We start from the raw sequence: 16,474 nt of genomic DNA, 5'->3' as shown, positions 1-16,474 counted from the left end.
AGCGCGGTGGGTACCTCAGACGTGCTGCACGGCTCCGATGACCGGACCGAGGAATCGGTTCGAGAGCTTCGCGAAGAGGTCCGGATCGCCCGTCGCCTGGAAGACGCGGGTCGCGTCGCGGCCCGTGTGCGGATGCAGAAGGTCGGCCTCGGTGAGGACCCGGAAGAGGTCCTTCGCGGTTTCCTCCGCGCTCGACACCAGGGTCACCTCGTCGCCCATCGCGAGCTGGATGACCCCCGACAGCAACGGATAGTGCGTGCAGCCGAGAACCACGGTGTCCACCCCGGCCTGCTGCAGTGGCTCCAGGTATCCCTGGGCGAGCCCGAGGATCTGCCGGCCGCTGGTGATCCCGCGTTCGACGAAGTCGACGAATCGCGGACACGGCACCGCGGTGATCACGGCGTCCCGCGCCGCCGCGAATGAATCCTGGTACGCCCGTGAGGAGATCGTGGCCTCGGTGCCGAGGACGCCGATCCGGCCCGTCTTGGTGGCGACCACCGCACGACGCACCGCGGGCAGCACGACTTCGATGACCGGGATGGGCGCGTACCGCTCGCGAGCATCGCGCAGGCAGGCGGCCGACGCGGTGTTGCAGGCGATGACGATGGCCTTCACCCCTCGATCGGCGAGATCGTCCCCGATCGCGAGGGCGTGCCGGCGGATCTCCGGGATGGTCAGAGGTCCGTACGGCCCGTTGGCCGTGTCGCCGATGTAGACGATGTCCTCGTCCGGCAGCAGGTCGATGATGGCGCGTGCCACCGTCAGCCCGCCGACGCCCGAATCGAAGATACCGATGGGTGCGTCCTGGCCGCCCGCCGCGATTATGGCGCCACCCCCGGGTTGGTGGCCGCCGGCTTGCGCCGATCGCGAGCCGCCAGCGCCCACGCCGCGAACACACCGGCGATCGCGCCGAACAAGTGGGCCTGCCAGGAGACCAGCGGATCCGAGGGCAGGACGCCCCAGAGGATCGATCCGTACACCAGGAACAGCACGAGGCCGCCGAGGATCTGCCACAGATCGCGGTTGAACAGACCGCGGACGATGAGGAAGGTGAGCCAGCCGAACACGATGCCCGACGCCCCGACGGTCACCGAGTACGGCGCGGCGAACAGCCAGACGCCGACCCCCGACACCACCCAGGTGATGCCGGTGACGATCAGGAACCGCTGCGTCATGAGCACGAGGAAACACAACACCGCGCCGGGCATCAGGTTGGCGAACAGGTGCTGCCAGTCGCCGTGGAGGAACGGCGCCCACACGATGCCGTCCAGTCCGTCGACCTGTCGTGGTTCGATGCCGTTCTGGTCGAGATCGACGCTCGTCGCCACGTCGATCGCCTCGATCACGAACAGCACCGCGACGATGCAGGCGGTGATGATCGCCGATCGCAACCACAGCGGGCGGGTGCGCCGGGTGGGCTGCTGCCCGACCGGCGGGGTGTACGAGCTCATGGCCTGGTGGTTCCTCGGGTAGCGGAGTTCCTCGGTAGCGGGATCATGCCCAGAGCTGGCCGTCGAGTGCCTGCTCCGCGTCGTCGAGACTACCTTCGTAGGCCCCGGTCGACAGATACTTCCATCCCGCGTCGGGGACGACGAACCCGATGTCGGCACGGGTACCCGCTTTCAGGGCGCGACGGCCGATGCCACGCGCCGCCTGCAGGATCGCTCCGGTGGAGATCCCCGCGAAGATGCCCTCGAGATCGATCAGTTCGCGGACGCGCGCGACCGCGTCGACGCCGGTCACCGAGAAACGCCGGGTCAGCACCGAGTCGTCGTAGAGCTCGGGGATGAACCCCTCGTCGATGTTGCGCAGACCGTAGACCTCGTCGCCGTACCGCGGTTCGGCGGCGACGATCTCGATGTCGGGATTGCGTTCGCGGAGGAACCGCCCGACGCCCATCAGGGTGCCGGTCGTCCCGAGACCGGCCACGAAGTGCGTGATCTCGGGCAGATCCGCGAACAGCTCGGGTCCGGTGCCCTCGTAGTGCGCCGCGACGTTCGCCGCATTGCCGTACTGGTACAGCATCACCCAGTCGGGGTTCGCCGCGGCCAGTTCCTTGGCCACGGCGACCGCGGTGTTGGACCCGCCCGCCGCGGGCGAGGAGATGACCTGGGCCCCGAACATCCGCAACAGCGAACGGCGTTCCTCCGAGGTGTTCTCCGGCATCACGCAGATCAGCTCGTAGCCTTTGAGTTTCGCCGCCATCGCGAGCGAGATGCCGGTGTTGCCGCTGGTCGGCTCGAGAATGGTCGACCCCGCCTGCAGCAACCCGTCCCGTTCGGCCTGCTCGATCATGCGCAGGGCGGGACGGTCTTTGATCGACCCGGTGGGGTTACGGTCCTCGAGCTTGGCCCAGAGGCGGACGTGCGGGCCGTCGTCGGAGTCGTGCCAGCGCGGCGAGAGCCGCTGCAGACCGATGAGCGGCGTGTTGCCGACCGAGTCGATCAGGGAGTCATAACGTGCCACGCTCAGCCGCCGGCGACCGCGGGCAGGATGGTCACCTCGTCGCCGTCGTCAATCGGGGTGTCCAGGCCGCCGGAGAAGCGCACGTCCTCGTCGTTGACGTAGATGTTGACGAAGCGGTGCAGCTTGGCGATGCCGTTCTCGTCGGGCGCGACGAGACGTTCCTTCAGGCCGGCGTTGCCCGAATCGAGGTCGTCGATCAGCGCGGCCAGCGTCGAACCCGACCCCTCGACGCGCTTCTCCCCGCCGGTGTGGGTGCGCAGGATCGTCGGGATGGATACGGTGACAGACATTCTCAGCTCCTGATCTCGATCTCTTCTTCGGTGACCGCACCATCGACGATGCGATAGCTACGGATCTCGGTGGTCTCCGGATCGCGTGTGGACACCAGCACGTAATGCGCGCCGGGCTCTCCCGCGTAGGAGATGTCGGTGCGGCTCGGATACGCCTCGGTGGCGGTGTGCGAGTGGTAGATGACCACCGGCTCCTCGTCGCGGCGGTCCATCTCGCGCCAGACGGCGAGCTGTTCGGCCGAGTCGAAGCGGTAGAACGTCGGCGATCGCTCGGCGTTGACCATCGCGATGAAGCGCTGCGGGTCGTCGGACCCCTCGGGACCGGCGATCACCCCACACGCCTCGTCGGGATGGTCGGCGCGTGCGTGCGCGACCATGGCGTCGACCAGCTCCTGCCCGATCGTGAGCATCGGTGTCCCGTTCTCCTGTCCAGACGTGTATGCACCCCGAGGTCATTTTCGAAGGTCTCCTCGCGGGTGTCCCCATTGTGGCGGATCTCGCCGACGTGCAACGTCGGCGTCGCGGCACCTATTCCGCCACGAGGTCCCTCCACCTCGACGCGCGGGGCTGCATGAGCGGATCGGCCGTCATCCGACGAGACGTCATTCGGCAGCCGTACGTACCCCCGATCCGACGCGAGACGCCGCTAGTGTTTCGTCCCAACGGCACCGGGGGTGTATCGAAAAGTCAACGGAGGAGGCACTTCTCATGCAACGAGCCCAACGGGTGGCCGCGGCCGCACTGTCGACGGGGATCGTCGCCGCGATCGTTCTGACCGGATGTTCCACCTCCCAGACGGGTTCGCCGACCGCGACCAGCGCGTCGGCCTCGACCACGGTGATCGTCGACCCGGCGGCCCAGCTCGCCGCCGCGGCCACGAACACCGAGGCCCTGACCGGCGCCCACCTCGACCTCGTGGTCGACGGCACGGTCCCGAACCTGAACGCGAAGAAGGTCACCGCGGATCTGGTGACCACCCCGGCGGACGCCGCCAAGGGTGAGGCCACCGTGGTCTTCGGCACCAAGGACCCACAGGAGGCCTCGGCCCCGTTCGTCTACGTCGACGGAGTGCTCTATGCCGACATCGCCGGGGACGGATACCTGAGCTACGGGGACGGGAAGTCCATCTACGACGTCTCGGTGTTCCTCGACCCGGAGAACGGCCTGGCCAACGTGCTGAGCGAATTCCAGAACCCGACCAAGGTCGGCTCGGAGACCGTCGACGGCGTGGAGACGGCACAGATCAACGGCACCGTGCCGGCGGGTGCCCTCGCCGCGCTGACCGGCGCGCGTCAGGTCGTCGGGCCGCAGGACGCGCCGGTTCCGACCACTGTCTGGCTGACCACCGGGACCAACCAGCTCGCCCGGCTCGTCTTCAGCCCGAACCCCGCGGACCCGGACACCACGATCACCGTCGACCTGACCAAGTGGAACGAGACCGTCGACGTGGAGAAGCCCGACGTGATCCAGACGCCGACCGAGACCCCCTCCGGCACCCCGACTCCCGGCCAGCCCACCCGTGAACCGGCCGGAGGTTAGAACGCCATGCCCACCTCTGCCACTGCACACCGAGGAGCTTCCGTGAGATCCACCCGCCCGGGCCTGACCCGACGTGTCACCGTGTTCGCCGCCTCCGTGGCGGCGACTGCCTCCGCCCTCGTCGGCACCGCGGTCGCCGACCCGGCTCCGGCGCACGCGTACTACGACTATTACGGCGCGCTGGCGCTGTCGCCGTCGACCGGTTCGGTCGGCCGCGCCCTCGACTACGGGTCGTACGCCGCGGCCTCCGCCGCCGCGACGCGGGTCTGCCCGGCCGACGACTGCCGCGTCGTCGCGCAGTTCGTCAACGGGTGCGGCGCGATCGCGTCGTCGCCGAGTTACTGGGGATACGGCACGGGATCACGGCTCTACACCGCCCAGGCCAACGCGCTCTACTACGCGGGCGGCGGCTCGATCTACTACTGGGGCTGCACCAGCGGGCACGGCTGAGGGCGTCGGAGCCCGGCCCGCGGAGCGGTCATCGGAACGCCGACGGCGCCGCCTGCGCGTAGGTGGGGATCGATGCGATCGGTTCCGCCGCGAGGACCGCGTCGACGATCGCCCGCTGGACGACGTCGGCCGCGACCCGGCACACCTCGGCGACCACCGCGACGTCGGCGTGCATGCCCGCGGGCGCCGGCACGGGCGTCGCCGGCCGGACCGCGCCGGTCGCGATGCCGAAGACCGTGTCTCCGTCCAGCGGCGAGTGCGCCGGCCGGATCGCGCGCCCGAGACCGTCGTGCCCGGCCATCGCCAACCGCTTGGTCATCGGGGCGTCGAGGACGGCGTCGGTCGCCACGACACCGATCGTCGTGTTGAGCACGGTCTGCTTCGCGGCAAGGTCGGCGAGCCGGTCGAGGTCGGTGGCCGACGGACGGGACAATCCGAGATCGGCGAGTTCGGCCTCGCCCAGATCCCACGGCAACCCGGTCTGCGGGTCGATGACCGCACCGACCGGATTGGCGACCATCAGTGCACCGACGGTGATCCCGGCCGCGGGGCCGGCGTCGATCGTCACCGATGCCGTCCCGACCCCGCCCTTGAGCGCGCCGGCCCGGGCACCGACACCTGCGCCGACGCATCCGACGGCGAACTCGGTGTGCGCCGACCGGACCGCCTCCGCTCCGAAGTCCGCGTCAGGCCTGTGATCCCACGCACCCACCGGCAGGTCGAAGATCACCGCGGCGGGGACGATGGGCACCACATGGCCCCGATCGTCGAGCGGTAGGCCCACACCGTCGGCCTCGAGCGCGCGCATGACGCCGTCGGCGGCGGCCAGCCCGTAGGCGCTCCCCCCGCCGAGCACGATCGCGTGCGCGGTCTGCACCGTGTTCGACGGGTCGAGCAGGTCGGTCTCGCGCGTACCGGGACCGCCGCCGCGGACGTCCACCGCGGCGATCGCGCCCGGTGCCGACACCCGCACGACCGTGGTGCCGGTGGCCCATCCGTGGCCGTCGGGCGCCGCTGGGGACCCGGCCACCCGCGCATCGTCGTCGACGCGATGCGCATGCCCCACGGAGATGCCTGCGATGTCGGTGATGCGGTTGCCGGCGCGGGCCGGTCGACCGGGTGTGCTCACAGAACTCCTGACGTCGATGCGGACACAGACCTCGAACTCCCTGGACGTCGGTTCACATCAGCGCTTCGACGAGCAGATCCTGCATCACCGTGAGCCAGTGGTAGACGTCGAGATGCGCGGCGTGCGGGTGATCCGGCGGCAGCTGGTCGGGGGTGTCCTCGGAGATGCCGAGCATCGCGCCGAGCGCGAGCCGGACGTCGTTGAGCGCGGTGAGCCAGGCCGCGGCCTCTTCGGGCGTGAGGACGAGGTCCCCGCCACCCGCCGGGAGCGTGTCGAGCAGCACCCGGGCCGCACCGAGCTTGGCGTCGATGATCTGCGGCTCGTGCACGCTGCGCAGCGCCGAGTTCAGTTTTCCGTTGACGACCTCGGCGGAGAGCTCGTCGTCCTGGTCGGGGCGATGGAAGTCCGGGAGGAGGCGCCCGAGGGTGACGTCGTCGGGTGCCTCCGAGTGACCGACACTGATGCCGGTGAGCGTCGCCAGGTCGTCGTGGGGCGCGGAATCGGCCCGCTCGGTGAGCAGTTCGCACATCGAGGTGACCATGGATGCGAGCAGTTCTGCTTCGTGCGCGTCGAGCTGCGATGCGATCCGCATCGTGTCGCCGCGCCCTTTGCGTTTCCAGGTGCGCACGCGTTCAGTGTGCCCGGAGTGTGCGCGAAGCGGACCGGCCGGTCACGAATCCCGCTGCATCGTGGCCCACAGACCGGCGGCGTGCAGCTTCGCGACGTCGGCCTCGACCTTGTCGCGGTCGCCGGAGGACACGACGGCCCGGCCCTCGGTGTGGACCTGCATCATCAGTTCATTGGCCCGGGACTCGGAATAGCCGAAGATCTTCTGGAAGACGAAGGTGACGTACCGCATCAGGTTGACCGGGTCGTCCCACACGATCGTCATCCAGGGCTTGTCGAGTCCCGCCGCGCCGTCGGCGACCTCTGGTTCGGCAACCGCCGTACCGCCGGGGGTAGCCTCGTGCGCACGAGTTTCGTCAGGCGCCATAGGGACAGGGTAAGCGATTGTGAGCATCGACAACACCGCGCTGCTGACCGATCAGTACGAACTGACGATGGTCGCGGCAGCGCTTCGCCACCCGGTTGCGCACCGCCAGTGCGTATTCGAGGTCTTCGCGCGCCGCCTCCCGGACGGTCGGCGCTACGGCGTCGTGGCCGGGACCGGCCGCGTCCTCGACGAGCTCGCGGCGTTCCGGTTCGGCGACGAGGAGATCGCCGTCGTCGAACGATTCCTCGATCCCGACACGGTGGCCTGGCTGCGGGACTATCGGTTCTCCGGTGACATCGACGGCTACCGCGAGGGCGAGCTCTACTTCCCCGGGTCGCCGATCCTCACCGTCCGAGCGACGTTTGCCGAGGCGGTCCTGCTCGAGACCCTGATCCTGTCGATCCTCAACCACGACAGTGCGATCGCCTCGGCCGCGGCGCGCATGGTCAGCGCCGCCGGGTCGCGGCCGATCATCGAGATGGGATCGCGGCGCACCCATGAGCGCGCGGCCGTCGCCAGCGCGCGTGCCGCCTACATCGCGGGCGTCGCCGCCACCTCGAATCTGGAGGCGGCGCGCCGCTTCGGCGTGCCCAGCGCCGGCACCGCCGCCCACGCGTTCACCCTCGGCTTCACCGGACCCGACGGCCCGGATGAGAAGGCCGCGTTCGCCGCACAGATCGAGGCGCTCGGCGTCGGCACCACACTGCTGGTCGACACCTACGACATCACCCAGGGCGTGCGCAACGCCATCGAGGTGGCCGGGCCCGGGCTCGGTGCCGTGCGCATCGACTCCGGCGACCTCGGTGTGCTCGCCCGACAGGTACGCGCACAGCTCGACGACCTCGGTGCGACGGAGACCAAGATCGTGGTCTCCGGCGATCTGGACGAGTACGCGATCGCCTCGCTCCGCGCCGAGCCCGTCGACACCTACGGTGTCGGGACCTCGCTGGTCACCGGTAGCGGGGCTCCGACGGCGGGGATGGTCTACAAGCTCGTCGAGGTCGACGGTCTGCCGGTGGCCAAACGGGCGAGCCACAAGGAGTCACGCGGCGGGGCCAAATCGGCCGTGCGTGCGGCCCGATCGAGCGGCACGATCGTCGAGGAGATCGTCTATCGCGCCGACGGCACCCGCCCCGCGCCGAACGGGCTCGGCTTCCGGGACCTGCAGATCCCGCTCGTCCGCGGCGGCACGCCCGTCGAGGCGCTGCCGACACTCGCCGATGCCCGCGCCCATCTGGCGGCCGGCCTGGTCAGTTTGCCGTGGGAGGGTCTGGGCCTGTCCCATGGAGATCCCGCGGTGCCGACCCGCTACGAACTCGGCTGAACCGCCCCACACGCCCGGACCCGATGACCCCCGACGACAGGAGACATGGATGAGCGCCGAACGCAGCGACGGCACCCGTCCCGCCGACGCGCTGATCGTCGTCGACGTGCAGAACGACTTCTGCGAGGGCGGAGCCCTCGGGGTGAACGGGGGCGCCGCGGTGGCGCGGGCGGTCACGTCGATCCTCAACGAGTATCGGACCGTCGTAGCGACCCGCGACTACCACATCGATCCCGGTGCGCATTTCTCCGACGAACCCGACTTCGTCGACACCTGGCCGCCCCACTGCCGCGTCGGCACCGACGGGGTGGCGTTCCATCGCGAGTTCGACGCCGGCGCCGCGCACGAGGTCTTCTCCAAGGGCGAGTACAGCGCCGCGTACTCCGGCTTCGAGGGTGCGGCGGAGGACGGCTCGACCCTCGCCGCGTGGCTGCGCGAACGCAAGGTGAAGTCGGTCGACGTCGTCGGCATCGCCACCGACCACTGCGTGCGGGCGACCGCCCTCGACGCGGTCGAGGCCGGGTTCCGCACCCGGGTGCTGCTCAACTTCACCGCCGGCGTCGCGCCGGAGACGACCTCGACGGCGCTGTCGGCGTTGCGGGAGGCGGGCGTGGAACTCGTGGGCGACCTGCTCTACGACGGGTCGAGCCGGACCGGATAACCGGCCCGCCGACCTCGCGATTCTCGATCCTGGCGTCGATCGAGGGAACCGACCGGCGCCGCGACACGTCTGAGACAACACGCCCTTACCCGTACGCGAGCTCACCGCGACCACAGCAAGGACAACCGGAACCCACCTCATGCCCAACACACCCCCGGTGACCGACCTGCTCGACGCTGCGGTCACCGCACTCGGCGGCCGTCGCCGCGACGGCCAGGTCGCGATGGCCTCGGCGGTCGCGCACGCCATCGACACCGGTGAGCACCTGGCCGTCCAGGCCGGCACCGGCACCGGCAAGTCGCTGGCCTACCTCGTGCCGGCCATCCGCCACGCCGTCGAGAGCGGCCGCACCGTCGTGGTGTCCACCGCGACGATCGCGTTGCAGCGTCAGCTCATCGAGCGCGATCTCCCCCGCCTGGCCAAGGCGCTGAAGAAGCCGATCGGCCGCGAGCCCACCTTCGCGATCCTCAAAGGTCGCGGAAACTACCTGTGCCTGAACAAGATTCATTCCGGAACCGCGGAGGAACCGGACACCGAGCTGTTCGACCCGTTCGAGTTGTCGCGGACCGGCCGGGAGGTGACGCGCCTGCGAGAGTGGAGCAGCGACACCGAGACCGGTGACCGCGACGACCTGGTCCCCGGCGTGTCCGACCGGTCGTGGCGGCAGGTCAGCGTCACCGCACGCGAGTGTCTCGGCGCGGCCAACTGTTCCTACGGCGAGGACTGCTTCGCCGAGCAGTCGCGCCGCCGGTCCGGCAAGGTCGACGTCGTGGTCACCAACCACGCCCTGCTGGCCATCCACGCGACGAGCCCGGCGAACGTCCTGCCCGAGCACGACGTCGTCATCATCGACGAGGCCCACGAACTCGTCGACCGGATGACCTCGGTGGCCACCGACGAGCTGTCGGCCGCCTCGGTGGCGCTCGTCGCCCGCCGGTGCGGGAAGCTCGTCGACGAGGAGACCGCCGATGCCCTGCTCGGCGCCGGTGAGCAGCTGGGTGAGCTGCTCGACTCCGCACCGATGCGCCAGTGGACCGGCCTGCCGGCCGACGCCACCGCGGTGCTGGTCATGCTCCGCGACCGACTGTGGCAGGCCCGTACCGCCATCGGTCCCGTCCGGATGGCCGGCGCCGACGACGGTGCGGCGGCCGCCCGATCGGCCGCGCTGACCTCACTGGAGGACATGCACGACACCGTCGTGCGGATCCTGGGTGCGTTCGACGAACCCGACGAGGCCAAACGACGCGACGTCGTGTGGGCGTCGCTGGACACCTCGCGCCGCGGCGCCGAACCCCGGCCGATCCTGCACATCGCGCCACTGTCGGTCGGCGGCCTCCTGCGGGCCTCGCTGTTCGCCGACGCCACGGTCATCCTCACGTCGGCGACTCTCACCATCGGCGGCTCCTTCGACGCCCTCGCCGCGACCTGGGGACTCCCGGCGTCCGGGCGCGGGACCGACCGTCCGGTGACGGACGAGACGAACGTCTCCGACGTCACCGCGAGCGGGAAGGCGGTCCCCTCGGATTCGGGTTCGGCCCGCTGGACCGGTCTCGACGCCGGCTCGCCCTTCGACTATCCGCGGTCGGCGATCCTCTACGTCGCGCGCCACCTCCCCCGGCCCGACCGCTCGGGCATCGCGTCGCGGACGATGGACGAGATCGCCGAACTCGTGAACTCCGCCGGCGGTCGCACGCTGGGCCTGTTCTCCTCCATGCGCGCGGCCCGCGAAGCCACCGACGCGATCCGCGACCGCACCGACCATCCCGTGCTGTGTCAGGGCGACGACACCACCTCGACCCTGGTCCGGCGGTTCGCGGACGATCCCGCGACCTGCCTGTTCGGCACGCTGTCCCTGTGGCAGGGGGTCGACGTGCCCGGCCCGTCGCTGAGCCTGGTCCTGATCGACCGCATCCCCTTCCCGCGTCCCGACGACCCGTTGCTGACCGCTCGACAGCGCGCGGTCGACGCCCGCGGCGGCAACGGGTTCCTGTCGGTGGCGGCCAACCACGCCGCCCTGCTCCTCGCCCAGGGCGCCGGCCGGTTGCTGCGTTCGGTCGACGACCGCGGTGTCGTGGCGGTCCTCGACTCCCGGCTGGCGACGGCCGGTTACGGCGGCTATCTGCTCGCGTCGTTGCCACCGATGTGGCGCACCACCGATCCCGCGGTGGTCCGGTCGGCGCTCGCCCGGCTGACCGATCCCGCTCGTTCGGTGGGCTGACCTCGACCGACCCGGAGAGCACCCGACGGGGCCGACACGGCCGCGCGGTCCAGGACAAGACAATCCCGTCCGCGGGGCACTAGGTTGGGTACCGGTGATACCAACGAAGGCGAGACCGACAGCGCACCCCGGCCAGTCACGGGAGCTGACGACAGGAGGCTCCACGTGATCGGGCGCATGGGTATCGACGACATCGCACCCCTGGTGTCGGCGGGCCAGCAGCCAGCCAAAGCCGTTGTGGGAGAGTACTTCCCGGTCAGCACCACGGCCTGGCGCGAGGGGCACGACGCCCTGGGTGTCACACTGCACGTCGAAGCGCCCCGCCGCGAGGCATTCGACATCCGGATGGTCCCGGCCCCGGAACCGGACACCTTCAACGCGGCCTTCGTGCCCGACGCCGTCGGGTTCTGGTCCTACCGCATCGAGGCCTGGAGCGACCCCTACGCCACGTGGCGGTCGGCCGTCATCAAGAAACTCGACGCCGGACAGGGCGCGGCCGACCTCGCCAACGACATCGAGACCGGCGCGCGGGTGCTCGACACAGCCGCCGGGCTCGTCTCCGGCGAGGACCGCGAGTTGCTGCTCGACGCCGCTCGTCAGCTCCGGGCGCGCCGGCGCCGCGTCGAGAACCGGGTGGGTCTGGCCATCTCCGACGAGGTGGTCGAGTTGCTCTCCGCGCACCCCGTTCGCGAACTCGTCACCAAGAGCCGCACCTACCGGGTGTGGGTCGACCGCACCCGGGCGCTGTTCGGCTCGTGGTACGAGCTGTTCCCCCGCTCCACCGGCGGCTGGGACGGCGAGGGCAATCCCGTCCACGGCACGTTCCTCACCGCCGCCCAGGACCTGCCGCGCGTGGCCGACATGGGATTCGACGTCGTCTACCTGCCGCCGATCCACCCCATCGGCGAGGTCAACCGCAAGGGCCCCAACAACACGCTCGTCGCGGGACCCGACGACGTCGGTTCGCCGTGGGCCATCGGGTCGGCGGACGGCGGTCACGACGCGATCCATCCCCTCCTCGGCAGCGAGGAGGACTTCGAGTATTTCGTCGGCCGGGCTCGGGAACTCGGATTGGAGGTCGCGCTCGATCTGGCACTGCAGTGCGCGCCGGACCATCCGTGGGCGATCGAACACCCCGAGTGGTTCACCACCCAGCCCGACGGCACCATCGCGTTCGCGGAGAACCCGCCGAAGAAGTACCAGGACATCTACCCGCTGAACTTCGACAACGACCGCAACGGCATCTACCGCGCGGTGCTGAAGGTCGTCCTGCACTGGGTCGGGCTCGGCGTCGACATCTTCCGCGTCGACAATCCCCACACCAAACCGCCGAACTTCTGGGAATGGCTGATCAGCGAGGTCAAGAAGAGGCACCCGGACGTGCTGTTCCTGTCCGAGTCGTTCACCCGGCCGGCCCGGCTCTACGGCCTCGCACGACTCGGCTTCACCCAGAGCTACACCTACTTCACCTGGAAGACGCTGAAGTGGGAGCTCGAACAGTTCGGCCGGGAGATCGCCGACCACGCCGACGAGGCCCGTCCCAATCTGTTCGTGAACACCCCCGACATCCTCCACGCGAGCTTGCAGCACGGCGGACCGGGCATGTTCGCCCTACGCGCTGCCCTCGCCGCCACCCTCGCCCCGACGTGGGGCGTCTACAGCGGGTACGAACTCTACGAGCACGTCGCCGTCACCGAGGGCAGCGAGGAATACCTGAACTCGGAGAAGTACGAGCTGCGGCCCCGCGACTACAAGGCCGCGGCGAGTCGTGGCGAGTCACTCGAGCCGTGGATCACCTCGCTCAACGAGATCCGCCGACGCCACCCGGCGCTGCAGCAACTTCGCAACATCCACTTCCACCACGTCGACAACCCGTCGCTCATCGCCTACTCGAAGATCGATCCCGTCTCGGGCGACCGCGTGGTCGTGATCATCAACCTGAATCCGTTCGGCGCGGAGGACTCCACGGTCTGGCTCGACCTGCCGAAGCTCGGTTTCGAGTGGTACGACCACTTCTCCGTCCGGGACGAGGTCTCGGGCGAGGAGTATTGGTGGGGCCAGGACAACTACGTCCGCCTCGAGCCCTGGCGCGCGGTGGCGCACATCCTCGCCCTGCCGCCCCTCGACCCCGCCGTCGCACAGCAACTCGCCCTTCGGATCCAGTGAGGTATTCGTGACCGATCGCCCTGATCCGCCGGGCCTGCCGGACCTGCCGGACCCCGATGCCACCGACCACGACCTCCGTCGGTTGGCCGCGCAGACCCATCCCGACCCGCACGCGTTCCTCGGTGCCCACGACGCCCCCGGCGGCACCACCATCCTGCGTACGTTGCGCCCGGACGCACTCTCGGTGTCCGCGGTCATCGGCGGCGTCGATCACCCGATGACCCGCCAGACCGACGACCTCTGGGTGGTCACCGTGCCGATGGCCGACCTGATGGACTACCGGTACCGCGTCGTCTATCCCGATTCCGCCGGCGGCACCGCGGAATTCGTCGTCGCCGACGGCTACCGCTTCCTGCCGAGCCTCGGCGAGATCGACATCCACCTGTTCAGCGAGGGCCGTCACGAGTCACTGTGGAACGCCCTCGGTGCGCGCGTGACGTCGTACACGACCACCGACGGCGAGGTGAACGGCACCGCCTTCTCCGTGTGGGCACCGAATGCCCACGGCGTCACCGTGATCGGCGACTTCGACGCCTGGACCGGACGGGTCGCGCCCATGCGCAAGGTCGGGGTCAGCGGCGTGTGGGAGGTCTTCGTCCCCGACGTCGGCGACGGCACCCACTACAAGTTCCGCGTCCACGGAGCCGACGGCGTCATCCGCGACAAGGCCGATCCCATGGCCTTCCGCACCAGTACCCCGCCGGCGACCGCGTCGCGGGTCACCGTGTCCGAACACGTGTGGTCCGACGACGCCTGGATCGCGCGCCGGGAGCGGTCGGCACCCGAACGTGAGCCGATGAGCGTCTACGAGGTCCACCTCGCGTCGTGGCGTCAGGGCCTCGGGTACCGCGAACTCGCCCACGAACTGGCCGAGTACGCGGTCGAGAAGGGCTTCACCCACGTCGAGTTCCTACCCGTCGCCGAGCATCCGTTCGGCGGCTCGTGGGGCTATCAGGTCACGTCCTACTACGCGCCGACGGCCCGCTTCGGGACGCCCGACGACTTCCGCTACCTGGTCGACCATCTCCACTCCCGCGACATCGCCGTCATCGTCGACTGGGTGCCGGCCCACTTCCCCAAGGACGACTGGGCGCTGGCCCGTTTCGACGGCACCCCGCTCTACGAGCACGCCGATCCGATGCGCGGTGAGCAGCTCGACTGGGGCACCTACGTCTTCGACTTCGGTCGCCATGAGGTCCGCAACTTCCTCGTCGCGAACGCCCTGTTCTGGTTCAGCGAATTCCACATCGACGGTCTGCGCGTCGACGCCGTCGCCTCGATGCTGTACCTGGACTACTCGCGCCCGGCCGGGCAGTGGCGCCCCAACGTCCACGGCGGCCGCGAGAACCTGGAGGCCGTGCAGTTCCTCCAGGAGACGAATGCGACCGTCCACAAACACTTTCCGGGCGTGATCACGGTCGCCGAGGAGTCGACCGCCTGGCCGGGCGTGACCCGCATGACCGATCTCGGCGGGTTGGGTTTCAGCTTCAAATGGAACATGGGCTGGATGCACGACACCCTCGACTATCTGTCGCGCGACCAGATCCACCGGAGCTTCCACCACCACGAGATCACCTTCTCGCTGGTGTACGCGTGGAGCGAGAACTTCGTGCTGCCCCTCTCCCACGACGAGGTCGTGCACGGCAAGGGCACGCTGTGGACGCGGATGCCGGGCGACTCGTTCGCCAAGGCCGCGGGTGTGCGGGTGTACCTCGCCTACATGTGGTCGCACCCGGGTAAGCAGTTGCTGTTCATGGGACAAGAGTTCGGGCAGACCGGCGAGTGGGCCGACAACCGCAGTCTGGACTGGCATCAGCTGGAGGGCTGGGAGGGCGAACTGCATTCCGGCATCTCGGCTCTCGTCACCGACCTGAACCGAATCTACCGCTCGCGACCCGCGCTGTACTCGCAGGACACCGACCCACTCGGCTACGAGTGGATCGACGCCAACGACACCGCGAACAACGTGATCAGCTTCCTGCGATACGGCACCGACGGCTCGGTCGTCGCCTGCCTGTTCAACCTCAGCGGTTCCGATCGCTCCGACTATCAGGTCGGGCTGCCGTCGGCGGGCGTCTGGGACGAGATCCTCAACACCGACGCCGACGCCTACAGCGGCGCCGGACGCGGCAACATGGGGTCGGTCACGGCGGACGGTCCGTCATATCACGGACGTCCCGTGTCGGCGCGGGTCATGCTGCCCGCCAACTCGGCGATCTGGCTGGTGCCGCGGCGGGACCAGCCCGCCGCCTCACCCCGTCAGTAGAGCGCGCTGGCGAGCTTGCGACGGGCGCTCACGACGAACTGTTCGGCGGGATCGAAGAGTTCGAACAGCTCGAGCAGTCGCGTGCGCGCACGGGTGCGCTCCTCGCCCGCGGTCACCCGGACCACGTCGATGATGCGGTCGAACGCGGCCTCGGGTTGCTGCGACAGCAGCAGGACATCCGCGGCCGCGAGTTGCGCGTCGACGTCACGCGGGGAGGCCGTCTCCACGATCGCGGGATCGTGCGCCTGCGCACGCAGGATGAACTCGAGATTGCGTGCGGCAGATGCCGCTTCGAGGTTCTCCGGCTCCGCCTCGGCGATGGCCCGATAGTCTGCGAGGGCACCGTCGAAGTCACCGTCGTTCAGCTTCGCCTCGGCCGCGACCAACCTCGGGTCCTCGGGTTCCGGTTCGGGAGCGGGCCCGTCCGGCACACCGGGCAGGACGTCGCCGACCTGAGCGAAGATGTCGTCGATCCACTGGGTGATCTCGGCCTCGGAGCGGACACCGTTGAAGGCGGTCACCGGCTGACCCTGCACGATCGCGACGACCATGGGGATCGACTGCACCCGGAACGCCTGTGCGATACGCGGATTCGCATCGACGTCGACTTTCGCCAGCATCCAGCGCCCGCCCGACTCGGCGGCCAGACGCTCCAGGACCGGCGACAGCTGCTTACACGGACCGCACCACTCCGCCCACAGGTCGATGACGACGAGCTGCTGCATCGACCGGTTGAGGACCTCTGCCTCGAACGTCTCCTCGGTGACGTCGAGGACCGCCGCCGACGCGGGTCCCGCGCCGGCGGCCGCCGGTTGTCCGCCCGGGGCAGGCGCCTGACCGGGCTGGGCCGCCTGGGACTGTGCCCGTTGTGCCTGCGCGCGTTCGGCTTCGGCGCGCTCCTTGAGGCCGCCGAGATCCACCGCGCCGGACATGGCCATGGCTGCTGCCGCCTGCTGTCGGGCCGCGGCGGC

General features: G+C 69.7%; 16 protein-coding genes. 7 read left to right on the top strand and 9 right to left on the bottom strand.

The window, feature by feature from the left end:
- Positions 1-15: 15 nt before the first annotated feature.
- Genes murI through BCM27_RS10195 form a run of 5 tightly spaced genes read right to left on the bottom strand, consistent with a single transcriptional unit; the run spans position 16 to position 3,166 of the window.
- Positions 16-822: a glutamate racemase gene (murI, locus tag BCM27_RS10215; protein ID WP_174316842.1), complete on the bottom strand. Its 807-nt coding sequence runs from the start codon at positions 820-822 to the stop codon at positions 16-18.
- Positions 822-1,451, bottom strand: coding sequence for a rhomboid family intramembrane serine protease (locus BCM27_RS10210; protein WP_004019529.1), 630 nt, complete (start codon positions 1,449-1,451; stop codon positions 822-824). Before BCM27_RS10210 ends, murI begins: the two co-directional genes overlap by 1 nt.
- Positions 1,452-1,494: 43 nt before the next feature.
- Entirely contained in the window at positions 1,495-2,466 is a 972-nt protein-coding gene (locus tag BCM27_RS10205) for a PLP-dependent cysteine synthase family protein (protein WP_004019528.1), read from the bottom strand.
- A 2-nt stretch (positions 2,467-2,468) separates the two neighbouring features.
- Positions 2,469-2,756: a MoaD/ThiS family protein gene (locus BCM27_RS10200; RefSeq protein ID WP_004019527.1), complete on the bottom strand. Its 288-nt coding sequence runs from the start codon at positions 2,754-2,756 to the stop codon at positions 2,469-2,471.
- A 2-nt stretch (positions 2,757-2,758) separates the two neighbouring features.
- Positions 2,759-3,166, bottom strand: coding sequence for a M67 family metallopeptidase (locus tag BCM27_RS10195; RefSeq protein WP_004019526.1), 408 nt, complete (start codon positions 3,164-3,166; stop codon positions 2,759-2,761).
- A gap of 298 nt (positions 3,167-3,464) precedes the next feature.
- Here BCM27_RS10195 and BCM27_RS10190 point away from each other — a divergent pair, with 298 nt between their 5' ends.
- Entirely contained in the window at positions 3,465-4,295 is an 831-nt protein-coding gene (locus BCM27_RS10190) for an LppX_LprAFG lipoprotein (protein WP_004019525.1), read from the top strand.
- Between the two features lie 42 nt (positions 4,296-4,337).
- A complete protein-coding gene (locus BCM27_RS10185; protein WP_004019524.1) occupies positions 4,338-4,745 on the top strand; it encodes a DUF4189 domain-containing protein in 408 nt (135 codons plus the stop codon).
- A 28-nt stretch (positions 4,746-4,773) separates the two neighbouring features.
- Here the strand turns inward: BCM27_RS10185 and BCM27_RS10180 are convergent, their stop codons facing one another.
- The 3 genes from BCM27_RS10180 to clpS are packed head-to-tail and all read right to left on the bottom strand — an operon-like array spanning position 4,774 to position 6,868.
- Positions 4,774-5,874, bottom strand: coding sequence for a P1 family peptidase (locus BCM27_RS10180; RefSeq protein ID WP_004019523.1), 1,101 nt, complete (start codon positions 5,872-5,874; stop codon positions 4,774-4,776).
- Positions 5,875-5,926: 52 nt separating this feature from the next.
- Positions 5,927-6,502: an oxidative stress transcriptional regulator AosR gene (aosR, locus tag BCM27_RS10175; RefSeq protein ID WP_004019522.1), complete on the bottom strand. Its 576-nt coding sequence runs from the start codon at positions 6,500-6,502 to the stop codon at positions 5,927-5,929.
- Between the two features lie 42 nt (positions 6,503-6,544).
- The gene (gene clpS, locus BCM27_RS10170) at positions 6,545-6,868 is read right to left on the bottom strand and encodes an ATP-dependent Clp protease adapter ClpS (protein WP_033203522.1); all 324 of its coding nucleotides are present in this window, start codon (positions 6,866-6,868) and stop codon (positions 6,545-6,547) included.
- 19 nt (positions 6,869-6,887) lie between these two features.
- On the opposite strand from clpS, the gene BCM27_RS10165 reads away from it, so the two are divergent.
- From BCM27_RS10165 to glgB, 5 genes are all read left to right on the top strand, one after another.
- Positions 6,888-8,192, top strand: coding sequence for a nicotinate phosphoribosyltransferase (locus BCM27_RS10165; protein WP_004019520.1), 1,305 nt, complete (start codon positions 6,888-6,890; stop codon positions 8,190-8,192).
- A gap of 49 nt (positions 8,193-8,241) precedes the next feature.
- On the top strand, positions 8,242-8,853 hold the full coding sequence (locus tag BCM27_RS10160) for an isochorismatase family protein (protein ID WP_004019519.1): 612 nt from the start codon (positions 8,242-8,244) through the stop codon (positions 8,851-8,853).
- Between the two features lie 139 nt (positions 8,854-8,992).
- On the top strand, positions 8,993-11,071 hold the full coding sequence (locus BCM27_RS10155; protein WP_004019518.1) for an ATP-dependent DNA helicase: 2,079 nt from the start codon (positions 8,993-8,995) through the stop codon (positions 11,069-11,071).
- A gap of 165 nt (positions 11,072-11,236) precedes the next feature.
- Positions 11,237-13,237 (top strand): maltotransferase domain-containing protein, encoded by a 2,001-nt coding sequence (locus BCM27_RS10150; protein WP_004019517.1) that lies wholly within the window; start codon positions 11,237-11,239, stop codon positions 13,235-13,237.
- A gap of 7 nt (positions 13,238-13,244) precedes the next feature.
- Positions 13,245-15,503: a 1,4-alpha-glucan branching protein GlgB gene (glgB, locus tag BCM27_RS10145; RefSeq protein WP_004019516.1), complete on the top strand. Its 2,259-nt coding sequence runs from the start codon at positions 13,245-13,247 to the stop codon at positions 15,501-15,503.
- Here the strand turns inward: glgB and BCM27_RS10140 are convergent.
- The gene (locus BCM27_RS10140; protein ID WP_004019515.1) at positions 15,497-16,441 is read right to left on the bottom strand and encodes a tetratricopeptide repeat protein; all 945 of its coding nucleotides are present in this window, start codon (positions 16,439-16,441) and stop codon (positions 15,497-15,499) included. The two genes, glgB and BCM27_RS10140, sit on opposite strands and share 7 nt — an antisense overlap.
- Positions 16,442-16,474 lie beyond the last annotated feature (33 nt).

The organism is Gordonia terrae, assembly GCF_001698225.1.
GTDB classification, from domain to species: Bacteria; Actinomycetota; Actinomycetes; order Mycobacteriales; family Mycobacteriaceae; genus Gordonia; species Gordonia terrae.
The sequence above is the reverse complement of the archived record's forward strand: the minus strand, read 5'-3'. Positions and strand labels throughout refer to the sequence as shown.